The sequence below is a fragment of the Flavobacterium sp. UBA5153 genome (assembly GCA_002413745.1).
Taxonomy (GTDB): Bacteria; Bacteroidota; Bacteroidia; order Flavobacteriales; family Flavobacteriaceae; genus Flavobacterium.
This window is the reverse complement of sequence record DHXP01000057.1, coordinates 78,918-90,438: the sequence shown is the minus strand read 5'-3', so window position 1 is coordinate 90,438 and position 11,521 is coordinate 78,918. Positions and strand designations below refer to the sequence as shown.

Below are 11,521 nucleotides of genomic sequence, written 5' to 3'. Positions count from 1 at the left end.
CTTTTTAGCGGGATCTTAGAGAATTCCTTTTTTTTTATCTTAAAAAGTGTGTAAATAATTGCTCAGCTTTCAAACGGAATCCTTCCTGATTTCTACTTTTTTTAAACGTCTATTTTGTCCAACTTCAAATACCCGATATGCAATGGATCTTCTCTGAAAAATGTTTTTATTTTTGTGATTTTCAGGGAATATTTTTCTTTATAATTTTCGGATAAAATATCGGCGACATTATAAATATCATCCACATCGATTCCATATTTGTCATCAATGTGCGAAGTGGCTCCTTTGAAACCACAATGTTTATAGAAAGTGGTTGCTTTGGCATTTTTGGACGCAAGTCCCATATTTTCGGCAATCGTGAGCATTTTATAATGGTATTCTTCAAACTCATTTTCTTTGTATCCTCCAAGATTGATGAAAAACAAATTATCTGAAACAGGATTTGCAGCAGCTTTTTTGGCAACAATTTCTATCGAAAAGTTGTCAACCATAGTCACTTCGCGCCAAGCATCAATATGAATTCCTTTGGCTTCTGGCCAAAAATCTTTCATTTTCGGAATTAATTCTTTCAGGGAATTGCCAATTCCAAAAAAAATATCGTGTTGTTCCGTAAACCTGCCTTCGGGCGTGCAGCCCAGCATTACCATGTATAATTTTAGTTTATCCGTCATATTTGTAAAAGTAATTGAAATATTTTACAAAATATTTCACAAAAATACTTTTTTGGTTTGGTTTTTGGAATGTCTTTGTAAACACTTAAAAAATAGTAAATCATGAAAAAGATAATTGCACTTTTGGTCATTGTTGGATTGTTCAGTTTACAAGGATGTACAACATCAGGTAGTCTGGAAATTACACCTATTACTCCGACGAGCGAAGTATTTGAAGTTACCACTTCCTTTAATTCCAGTAATAATTATAGTAAATTAGTAACATTAAATCCTCCAATTTATTCTACCGATACAGTATTGGCTTATCGATTAACCAGCACTACAGGTCCTGATGTTTGGAAATTGTTACCGGAAACCCATTATTTTACTGATGGTACACTGGATTTTGGGTATGATTTTAATTATACCAATTATGATGTGAAAATTTATATGGTGGGAAGTAATTTGCAAACGGTTACGGATCAATACAGATTGAATCAAGTCATAAGAATTGTAATTGTTCCGGCAAGTTTTGCAACGTCAATAGACAAAAATAATTTTGAAGGGGTTATGGCCGCTTTAAAAATGAATGATACTCAAATTCAGAAAATTAATTTATAAGAATCAAGCCTAAAACAAAAAAGGAAACCGAAAGGTTTCCTTTTTTTATGGATTGAAGATTTATTTAATTGTCTTCATCAGAATCTTCTTCTTTGCTCATTTTTAAAGACACCACAACTCCTATTATAAGAGAAAGTGCAATGAAAGTCAACGAAATCCATTCTGGCATTTCTATTAAATCATGAAGCAACATTTTCAGGCCTACAAAGCTCAAAATAGCGATTAAACTGTATTCTAAATGGCTGAATCTTTCCAGCATATTGGCCAAGAAAAAATACATCGAACGCAATCCCAGTATGGCAAAAATATTGGAACTAAAAACCAAAAAAGGATCTGATGTTATGGCTAAAATGGCGGGAACGCTGTCCATTGCAAAAACGACATCCATCACTTCGATAACGATTAACGCAACGAATAATGGTGTTGCCGCCGTAATATGCCTTCTTTTTACAAAGAAATGCTCTTCGTCAATGTGACTTGTAACTGGAATGATTTTTCTTAATGTTTTGTATACAAAAGATTTTTTAGGTTCAAATTTTTCGTCTTCTTTGGTAAACAACATTTTTATGGCCGTAAAAATCAAGAAGGCCCCAAAAAAATAGGCGGTCCAAGTGAATTTGTTGATAAGCAGTACGCCAAAATAGATCATCAAACCTCTAAAAACAAGGGCTCCCAATATTCCCCAAAACAAAACACGATGTTGGTATTTTTGGGGGATCCTAAAAGCAGAAAAAATGATGGCAATAACAAATATATTGTCAACACTCAGTGATAATTCGATCAAGTATCCGGTGATATATTTTATGGAAGCAGCGGCAGGTTTGAGTCCGTCAGGATTTGAAATGTAATTGTTGCCATAAAGCCAATAAATTACCCCAGAAAACAGAAAGGACATCATTACCCAAATTGCCGTCCATTTGCTGGCTTCTTTCGTCCCAATGATATGTGGCGTTTTATTGAAAACACCTAAATCGAGCGTAAGAAATAGTAAAATGGCAGCTAAAAAGGAAATCCAGACAATCATAAATTGATTATTTTATACCATTGGTTAGTATGTTTTAGTCCAATCGTTCTAGTATAATGCCGCTGTATATTTCATTTAGTTCAATTTTTATTGGACTAATTTGAAATAACTAGCGGTATTATTATTGGACAAAGATACTTTTTGATTATTTAAGTTCGAAACTTATTCTAAAATAAAGTTATTTTTTAAAATTATGAAGCATAAAAAAAGTGCCTTCATTTACGAAAGCACTTTTTAGTTTTATTGGACAAGATTTACAATGCTGATTTCACAGTTTTGATAATTCTTGCTGCAATTTTATAAGGATCACCATTAGATGCCGGTCTTCTGTCTTCCAGATATCCTTTCCAACCTCTTTGTACCGTAAGTAATGGAATTCTAATAGAAGCGCCTCTGTCAGAAACTCCATAAGAGAAATCATGAATAGAAGCAGTTTCGTGTTTACCTGTCAAACGTTGTTCGTTAAATTCTCCGTAAACTGCGATATGTTCTTCAACAACTGAGCGGAAAGCTTCACATATTTTGTCATAAGTTGCTTTATCCCCACATGTTCTAAGAACCTCGTTAGAGAAGTTAGCGTGCATACCTGAACCATTCCAGTCAGTATCACCTAGTGGTTTTGGGTGGTATTCAATATAGTAACCATACTTTTCGGTCAAACGATCTAATAAATATCTAGCAATCCATATCTCATCACCTGCTTTCTTGGCTCCTTTGGCAAACAATTGAAATTCCCATTGGCCACAAGCAACTTCTTGATTGATTCCTTCAAAATTAAGTCCAGCTGCGATACATAAATCGGCGTGCTCTTCCACTAATTTTCTTCCATGTGTATTTTTACCACCTACTGAACAGTAGTACATACCTTGTGGAGCAGGGTAACCACCTATAGGAAATCCTAAAGGCAATAAAGTTTTAGTATCCATTATGAAATATTCTTGTTCGAAACCGAACCAGAAATCACCATCATCATCAATGGTAGATCTACCGTTAGAAATATGTGAAGTACCGTCAGCATTTAGAACTTCGGTCATTACTAAATATCCATTTATACGACTTGGGTCAGGGTAAATAGCAACAGGCTTCAATACACAGTCAGATGAACCACCTTCTGCTTGTTTTGTTGAAGATCCATCAAAAGACCAATTTGAAATTTCTTCCAATGTTCCTTTGAAATTTTCATGTTCTTCTACTTTAGTTTTACTTCTAAGATTTTGAGTTGGTTCGTATCCATCTAACCAAAGGTACTCTAATTTTATTTTAGCCATAATAATATAAATTTACTTAATATTTGCAAATGTAATTTAAATGTTTTTATGTATAAAATAATAGGGTTAAAATAACATTTGGTTGTGTTACTTTTGCGAATGCCCTATTTTTATATGGGTTAAATTTTAAATACAATATTTTTTGTATGCAAAAAATAATAATTATCTTTGATAAAAATTAATTTATTATGTCAACATTACGTTTTCAAGCTTTAAAAGAAGCTTCAACCAGAAAACCGGTTCATTTTGAAGAGACCGATAGAAAATCAATTATTTTTGGTTCAAATGTATTTAATGAAAAAGCAATGAAGCAATATTTGACTTCGGATGCTTTAAAAGGAGTGCAAGGCGCGGTTCAGCATGGAACTAAAATAGACAGAAAATTAGCCGATTACATAGCCATGGGGATGAAAGAGTGGGCTTTGTCAAAAGGAGTAACCCATTATACACACTGGTTTCAACCACTTACGGGAAGCACTGCCGAAAAACACGATGCTTTCTTTGAAACTTCTTACGATGGAAGCGACCCAGTGGAAAAATTTGGTGGAGGACAATTAGTTCAACAAGAACCGGATGCTTCCAGTTTTCCAAACGGAGGAATCAGAAACACATTCGAAGCAAGAGGATATACCGCTTGGGATCCAACATCTCCAGCATTTATTTATGGAACAACATTATGTATTCCTACTGTTTTTATCTCATACACTGGTGAAGCATTGGACAACAAAATCCCATTGTTGAGAGCATTATCTGCAATTGATGAAGCGGCTACCGACGTGTGTAAATATTTCGATAAAAACGTAAAAAAAGTTACTGCAACCCTAGGATGGGAACAAGAATATTTCTTGATCGACAGTTCATTGGCAAACTCTCGCCCGGATATTGTGATGACGGGAAGAACTTTGTTAGGCCATACTTCTGCAAAAGGACAACAATTGGATGACCATTATTTTGGTTCTATTCCTACGCGTGCCTTAACTTATATGAGGGATCTGGAGCAAGAATGTATGTTGCTCGGAATTCCGGTAAAAACGCGTCATAATGAAGTGGCTCCAAATCAATTTGAATTGGCACCTATTTTTGAAGAAACAAACCTAGCCGTAGATCACAACTGTTTGTTGATGGATGTGATGCAAAAAGTGGGGGAACGTCATAATTTGAAAGTGTTATTACATGAAAAACCTTTCAAAGGAGTAAACGGTTCCGGGAAACACAACAATTGGTCATTGGCAACGGATACTGGTGTAAACTTGTTAAGTCCAAGTAAAACTCCAATGAGCAATTTACAGTTTTTGGCATTCTTCATCAATACCATCAAAGCGGTAAATGATCATGAAACCTTATTGAGAGCTGCAATTGCAACGGCAAGTAACGACCATAGATTGGGTGCAAATGAAGCACCACCAGCAATTATATCCGTGTTTATCGGAGAACAATTGACAAAAGTTTTGGCTGAATTAGAAGGAGTGACCAACGGTAAATTATCGCCAGAAGAAAAAACCGATTTAAAATTAAATGTTGTAGGTAAAATTCCAGACGTTCTTTTGGATAATACTGACAGAAATAGAACGTCGCCATTTGCCTTTACAGGAAATAAATTTGAGTTCAGAGCCGTGGGTTCTTCTGCAAACTGTTCCAATTCGATGACCACTTTGAATACCATTGTGGCTAAACAATTGAAGGATTTTAAAATTGAAGTGGATGCTTTGATTGAAACCAAAGACATGAAGAAAGACGATGCTATCTTCAACGTTTTGAGAGAATACATCAAAGTTTCCAAAAAAATCCTTTTCGAAGGAGATGGTTACAGTGAAGCGTGGGAAATCGAAGCAGGAAAAAGAGGATTAAGCAATTTCAAAACAACTCCTGAAGCGTTGAAAGCTAGAGCTTCTCAGGAAGCTTTGGATTTGTTTTCAGAAATGGGAATCATGAACCACGTTGAAGTGGAAGCGCGTTACGAAATTGAATTGGAGGAATACACCAAAAAGATCCAAATTGAAGGTAGAGTTATAGGAGATCTTTCTCAAAACCACGTTATTCCAACGGCTATCCATTACCAAAATACCTTGATTGAAAACGTGAAAGGCTTGAAAGAAATTTTCGGAGAAGAATATAAAACACTTGCCAAAGAACAAATTATCCTGATCAGGGAAATTTCCGGACATATCGAAGGAATCAATTCTAAAGTGGAAGAGATGACAAACGAAAGAAAGAAAGCAAACCATTTGACTGATGCCCAAGCTATGGCCGAAGCCTATTGCAACAACGTAAAACCGTATTTCGAAGAAATTAGAAACCACTGTGATAAATTAGAGCTGTTAGTGGATGACGAAAGTTGGACATTGACTAAATACAGAGAATTGTTGCTTACTAAATAAGTGCAACACACTATTTTATTAAAAATGCCTATCCGGTTTTGGATAGGCATTTTTTTTTGGATTAAAATATTTGTTTCTGTTTAGCTGGTTTGACAATTCCCAAAGAAACTGTTTTATGAATAATACAAATCAATGATTGCAATGTGCCGTCAGGCACTATATGTTGGTAACAACCCTATTATCCAGTTCGTTGGCGTTCCGTAGGTACGCGACATTTTATGTTTTGTCTCGTACCTACGGCACGCCAACGAACTGATTTTTTCTACCGATATTCAGTGCCTTACGGCACAACAAAAACGTATCCAACAAAATACTAATTTTCAAACAATTCCAGCAAATAAATCCTATCCTGAAATTCCAGAAATAAACTCTAAATCCCGAATCTAAAATCCTAAATCTAAAATCCCAAATCCTAAATCAAATTACTATCTTTGCCGCAAACCCATCTGCCCAAAAGCAGTGATACAACTACATTACAATGAGTTCAGATTCCAGCAAACGATATGCACTTCGCGGTGTTTCGGCATCCAAAGAAGATGTGCACAACGCCATAAAAAACATAGACAAAGGATTGTTTCCTCAAGCTTTTTGCAAAATAGTCCCTGATTATTTAACCCAAGACGAGGACTATTGCCTTATTATGCACGCCGACGGTGCGGGAACCAAATCGTCTTTGGCGTATATGTATTGGAAAGAAACAGGAGATATTTCGGTATGGAAAGGCATCGCGCAAGACGCTTTGATTATGAATATCGACGATTTGTTGTGCGTTGGCGCCACCGACAATATTCTGCTTTCTTCTACCATTGGCAGAAACAAAAACCTAATAACTGCCGAAGTGATTTCGGCAATCATCAACGGAACCGAAGAACTCATCAAAGAACTGGATTCCTTTGGTGTAACCATACATTCCACTGGCGGCGAAACTGCCGATGTGGGTGATATTGTTAGAACCATTATCGTAGATTCAACCGTTACAGCCCGAATGAAACGCTCTAAAGTGATTGATAATGCCAATATTAAAGCGGGCGACGTAATTGTGGGATTGGCTTCTTTTGGTCAGGCCAGTTATGAAAAAAGTTATAATGGGGGAATGGGAAGCAACGGCTTGACTTCGGCACGTCACGATGTTTTCGGGAAATATTTGGCAACCAAATATCCAGAAAGTTACGATGCCGCCGTTCCTGAAGACTTGATTTATTCCGGTCAGGTAAAACTCACCGATGCCGTGGAAAACAGCCCAATCGATGCCGGACAGTTGGTGCTTTCGCCAACCAGAACCTATGCGCCCATCATCAAGAAAATCTTGAATCAATATACTTCCAGTGAAATTCACGGAATGGTGCATTGCAGCGGAGGAGCCCAAACCAAGATTTTGCATTTCCTGCCTGCCGGCAGGCAAGGTGTACAAAATCTGCACATCATAAAAGACAATTTATTCCCGGTTCCGCCCTTATTCCAGTTGATTCAGGAACAATCGAAAACCGATTGGAAGGAAATGTACCAAGTATTCAACTGCGGTCATCGTATGGAAATCTATGTTCCCGAAGCCATTGCGCAGGACATTATTGCCATTTCGAAATCGTTCAATGTCGATGCTCGAATCGTGGGCAGGGTAGAAGCCGCCGACACTAAAAAACTTACCATCGCCAGCGAATACGGAACTTTTGAATATTAGAATTTTTCCTTTTTTTGATTACGTTGCCTTTTGGAACGCAGATGAAACGGATTTGCTAAAGCAGAAACACAGATAAAAACGAATTTTTCAATTTTTCAATCTTTCAATTTTATTAAATGTACGAATTACTTTTTTGGAGATATCAGGACGGAATTTATCTCAACCATCACTTGGTTTACGAAGCTATTGCGGAGCAGGAAATAGTGGAGGGATTGGAAGATCTTCCCATAAATGTTATTATGAATAGAATCAATAGCGTGTTTTCGAACTGGGAAAAAGTAGATGAAAACAGTTGGAAAAACACCAACGGAAAAGGTGCTTTTCATATAATAACTACACCCCAAAGCATCAAAATTGATTGCTACGGAACCGAAGGTAAAACCATGAATCTTCTCGCGGATACAATGGAAGAATTCAAATGCCCGCTGTATGACCCGCAAGTTCCGGAGCGTTACGACGATATGAACGAATAGGTTATTTCAAATTTTCAGAAGTTTTTTCGGCTCTACGTTGCAAGCTTTTTTGAAAACCCCTTTTTTTGTAAAAAGATAAAAGAACTTCCTTTTGTCGCTTTTTTTTTAACAAAAAATAGTCGTTTTCGACAAAAGGCTTTCCACTACTACTTTGCTGTTTTTTTTAATTCAAATTGGTGAAATTCTGATCCAATTTACATTCTTTGTTACATTATGGGAGCATTCGTAATCAGTAAAAGATTTGATGATCATTACAAATTTGTATTCACCTCCAGAAAAGGAAAAACTATTTTTACAAGCACGCCTTTTGAACTAAAGATGGATTGTGAAGCAGCCATTGATTTAGTGAAAAATAATGTTGAGAATTACACATTTGTGAAGTCGAGAGCGGCAAATGGAAAATATTTTTTTAAAATGATGCTAGCAGATCTTCTTGTAGCAACAAGCAGAAAATATACAACTCCATTATTACTGCAAAAAGGCATCGATGAATTCATTCTCGCTGCTACTAAATCGGATGTGTTGGATTTTTCAGTAAACGAATTTGTATTTTCGGATTAGATTTAATATAGGATTACATTGTCGTCCGATAAAAAAATTAAAATCAAATAATGCTTTTATTGATGGGGCTTATAAAACATATCGCCCCGCTGGGGCTTATTATTTGTGTAGCAATTTTTCTACAAACATTCCGTCCCGATGGGACTAAAATAACTCCGTTAGGAGCGAAATGTTTGTAGAATGAATAGTTATTCCTAAATCGGGATGTGTTAGATTTTTCAGTAAACGAATTTGTATTTTCGGATTAGATTTAATTTAGGAATAAATTGTCGTCCGATAAAAAAAAATAAAATCGAATAATGCTTTTATTGATGGGACTTATAAAACATATCGCCCCGCTGGGGCTTATTATTTGGGTAGCAATTTTTCTACAAACATTCCGTCTCGATGGGACTAAAACAGCTCCGTTAGGAGCAAAATGTTTGTAGAATGAATAGTTATTCCTTGATTAAAGCCCCATCGGGGCGATATGTGCATTTTTTAAAATTTAATCGGACAACAATGATAGGATTAATTAATAGACAAAAAGGGTTGTCTTAAATCTTTTCATTTAAGGCAAAACATTTATATATGAATCAGGTGCCTCTCCGGGTTTTACATTCAGATCTTTCAATTTAGACATAAGATAGAATATGGTTATGCTTATAATGGAGGCGAAAAAACACCAAACGGAAATAATATAATCCTCATAAAATAGTTTTGTAATTATATAAGAGGTTAAAATAGTTAGGCCTAATGTCCACATTTTTTTTATACTCGAAATAAAAGCGGGAGCAATCGTTGCAATAACATAAAGAGGGCTGCCGTAATAGCTGATTGCCGGATAATCCTGAATATACGAAATATGATAACCGATTATCTTAGCCTCAACAGTATAGCTTACTAAACAATAAGCAAGATAAACTGACACAAAGCCTCCAATTCCAACAAGTATTTTCTGAAAATTTTTATGTTTCTCGTCCTTTTCAAGTTTCAATAATGCAAAAGGAAGCCATAGCGGCCACACAACCTGAGCTAAAAACAGGAAAGTATAAGTTGTGACTTGTTGCAGTGAGGCATAGGCCGGATTTGATAGCGCTAACCACAAAAAGCCTTCCGAAATTTGCTGAACACAAAAAATCAATGGAATGCTGGCAAAATAGATTTGTGATGGCTGTTGCACTTTTTTTATCGTGGCAACACTTATTGCCGAAAGAACAATACCGGCCCCGAAACTTGCACTGGCTGAAAAACACATAAGCTTTGTTTTATTTTGATGAAATAATAATTAGAAGGATAATGCCCCTTGATTATTGCCCGCAAGCAAACTGGTTGAATGGGGAGGTACTTTTTTCTAGAGTGGGACGTTTCCCGGAATCGTTGGTAAAAATTTACATTTGGATAATTAACTCATAACCAAAGATATGTATTAATTGGCAACTGCAACATAAATGCAATCTATTTATGCGGCTCAAAGGTTGAGATCCTAATATATCGCTATTTATAAAACACCCCACAGGTTTTTGAAACCTGTGAGGTGTAGCCATTGGTTATCAATTTTTTTTTCAACCCTTGATTCGCGGTATTTATGATTTTTTCACCATAATTGCGCTGTCGAATTTTGATTTTATCCAATTATGTTAACGGTCTTGATATAATTGATGTTTCGATCTTTCAAATGGTTCATCACAAAGTCGAAACAATTTGCTTTCATTCCGACAATTTCCGGAGGGAAAACACCATATTCGGCAAACATACCGTTAAGGATTAATTCGGCTCCTGCGGTTCCGGTGAATCCGGTTGCGCGGGCCATTGACGAAAGCTTTTCGATAGGATCGTATTCAGCGTATAAGTCATAAATAATTTCTTGGGTTTCGGTACCGTCGCTGCCAACGATTTTTACCCGCATAATGGTAAATTCAGGCTCTTCGGCACCGAGTTTCCACTGGTCAAACAGGATTTTCAGGGTAACGTCCAATGGGCTGATTTCAGTTGCATTGACAGTGATTTTTTCCTCGCTGAAAAAACCTCCTGCGATAAGTGCTTGGATTAAATTAACGTGTCCCGGATACCTTAATGTTTTTTCTTTCATATTGGGAACATCGGGCAAATTATAAATGAGCGAACGCAAACCGTCAATATTAAAAGCTTCCAACGTCCCGACAGGATCAAAGTTAAGCAGTTCCGTGTCAGACATCGCCGGTTTTATGACTTCAAAACCATTTTCAACATATCTTGCAGGACGGGTATATTCCTCGATAACATCTATTGGCGAAAACGGAGCCTTGTATTCGAAAGGGAAAACCCTGATTTTTGGCAAACCGCCAACCATATATTCAATTTCGGATATTTTTAGTTTTTTGTAATAATATCCGGCAATAAAATTGGGAACGCCCGGCGCCACGCCACAATCCATAATAACCGTAACATTATTCTCTTTGGCTAATGCATCCAAAGAGTCAATGTTTTCGGGCAAGAAAGAAATATCCAAAATATTTTTCCCTGCCTTAATGCAAGTTTCCAAGGTTTTATATCCCATAAAGCCGGGAACTGCCGATATAACCAAGTCAAAATCCTTGATTTCCTTTTGCAAAACAGCCGAATCGGATATGTCAAATTTCTTTGTGTTGATCGAATAGTTCGAGGCAAGATAGTCGAGCGATTTATCAAAAATATCAGCCGAAGTCACCTCGTATTTTTTGGATAAGTCGATAGCCATTGCCTTGCCAACCATTCCCGCTCCCAGAACAATAATTTTTTTCATTTAGTTTTATAATTTTTTATTGATATTGACTTTGGGGTGATTGTTTACGTTTAGTTAGCGAAATTGTCCCGTTTTTGTTTTGACCAACCCCTATTTTATAAACATAATAAAAAGGCTGTTTCCAC

10 protein-coding genes are annotated in these 11,521 nt (G+C 36.4%); 5 read left to right on the top strand and 5 right to left on the bottom strand.

Going from position 1 to position 11,521, the window contains the following annotated elements:
* Window positions 1-101: 101 nt before the first annotated feature.
* The gene (locus B2145_RS11225) at window positions 102-671 is read right to left on the bottom strand and encodes a DUF1543 domain-containing protein (RefSeq protein WP_291102236.1); all 570 of its coding nucleotides are present in this window, start codon (window positions 669-671) and stop codon (window positions 102-104) included.
* Between the two features lie 102 nt (window positions 672-773).
* On the opposite strand from B2145_RS11225, the gene B2145_RS11220 reads away from it, so the two are divergent.
* The gene (locus B2145_RS11220) at window positions 774-1,271 is read left to right on the top strand and encodes a hypothetical protein (protein ID WP_291102234.1); all 498 of its coding nucleotides are present in this window, start codon (window positions 774-776) and stop codon (window positions 1,269-1,271) included.
* 64 nt (window positions 1,272-1,335) lie between these two features.
* Here B2145_RS11220 and B2145_RS11215 read toward each other — a convergent pair whose 3' ends face one another.
* Entirely contained in the window at window positions 1,336-2,295 is a 960-nt protein-coding gene (locus tag B2145_RS11215) for a TerC family protein (protein WP_291102232.1), read from the bottom strand.
* Between the two features lie 254 nt (window positions 2,296-2,549).
* Window positions 2,550-3,563, bottom strand: coding sequence for a glutamine synthetase beta-grasp domain-containing protein (locus tag B2145_RS11210; RefSeq protein WP_291102230.1), 1,014 nt, complete (start codon window positions 3,561-3,563; stop codon window positions 2,550-2,552).
* Window positions 3,564-3,751: 188 nt separating this feature from the next.
* Here B2145_RS11210 and B2145_RS11205 point away from each other — a divergent pair, with 188 nt between their 5' ends.
* The 4 genes from B2145_RS11205 (at window position 3,752) to B2145_RS11190 (ending at window position 8,653) form a co-directional block, all read left to right on the top strand.
* Window positions 3,752-5,941, top strand: coding sequence for a glutamine synthetase III (locus B2145_RS11205; RefSeq protein ID WP_291102228.1), 2,190 nt, complete (start codon window positions 3,752-3,754; stop codon window positions 5,939-5,941).
* A gap of 478 nt (window positions 5,942-6,419) precedes the next feature.
* Entirely contained in the window at window positions 6,420-7,619 is a 1,200-nt protein-coding gene (locus tag B2145_RS11200; protein WP_291102226.1) for an AIR synthase related protein, read from the top strand.
* A 116-nt stretch (window positions 7,620-7,735) separates the two neighbouring features.
* Entirely contained in the window at window positions 7,736-8,092 is a 357-nt protein-coding gene (locus B2145_RS11195; protein WP_291102224.1) for a hypothetical protein, read from the top strand.
* A gap of 213 nt (window positions 8,093-8,305) precedes the next feature.
* Entirely contained in the window at window positions 8,306-8,653 is a 348-nt protein-coding gene (locus B2145_RS11190; protein ID WP_291102222.1) for a DUF1508 domain-containing protein, read from the top strand.
* A 550-nt stretch (window positions 8,654-9,203) separates the two neighbouring features.
* Here the strand turns inward: B2145_RS11190 and B2145_RS11185 are convergent.
* Both B2145_RS11185 and B2145_RS11180 read right to left on the bottom strand, forming a co-directional pair.
* The gene (locus B2145_RS11185; protein WP_291102220.1) at window positions 9,204-9,890 is read right to left on the bottom strand and encodes a DUF6629 family protein; all 687 of its coding nucleotides are present in this window, start codon (window positions 9,888-9,890) and stop codon (window positions 9,204-9,206) included.
* Between the two features lie 369 nt (window positions 9,891-10,259).
* Complete coding sequence (locus B2145_RS11180; RefSeq protein WP_291102218.1) at window positions 10,260-11,396, bottom strand: saccharopine dehydrogenase family protein; 1,137 nt, start codon at window positions 11,394-11,396, stop codon at window positions 10,260-10,262.
* Window positions 11,397-11,521 lie beyond the last annotated feature (125 nt).

Coding starts and splice junctions, on each gene's coding strand:
- B2145_RS11200 (WP_291102226.1), top strand. CDS start 6,420: ATGAGTTCAGATTCCAGCAAACGATATGCACTTCGCGGTGTTTCGGCA.
- B2145_RS11185 (WP_291102220.1), bottom strand. CDS start 9,890: ATGTGTTTTTCAGCCAGTGCAAGTTTCGGGGCCGGTATTGTTCTTTCG.
- B2145_RS11205 (WP_291102228.1), top strand. CDS start 3,752: ATGTCAACATTACGTTTTCAAGCTTTAAAAGAAGCTTCAACCAGAAAA.
- B2145_RS11215 (WP_291102232.1), bottom strand. CDS start 2,295: ATGATTGTCTGGATTTCCTTTTTAGCTGCCATTTTACTATTTCTTACG.
- B2145_RS11190 (WP_291102222.1), top strand. CDS start 8,306: ATGGGAGCATTCGTAATCAGTAAAAGATTTGATGATCATTACAAATTT.
- B2145_RS11195 (WP_291102224.1), top strand. CDS start 7,736: ATGTACGAATTACTTTTTTGGAGATATCAGGACGGAATTTATCTCAAC.
- B2145_RS11180 (WP_291102218.1), bottom strand. CDS start 11,396: ATGAAAAAAATTATTGTTCTGGGAGCGGGAATGGTTGGCAAGGCAATG.
- B2145_RS11225 (WP_291102236.1), bottom strand. CDS start 671: ATGACGGATAAACTAAAATTATACATGGTAATGCTGGGCTGCACGCCC.
- B2145_RS11210 (WP_291102230.1), bottom strand. CDS start 3,563: ATGGCTAAAATAAAATTAGAGTACCTTTGGTTAGATGGATACGAACCA.
- B2145_RS11220 (WP_291102234.1), top strand. CDS start 774: ATGAAAAAGATAATTGCACTTTTGGTCATTGTTGGATTGTTCAGTTTA.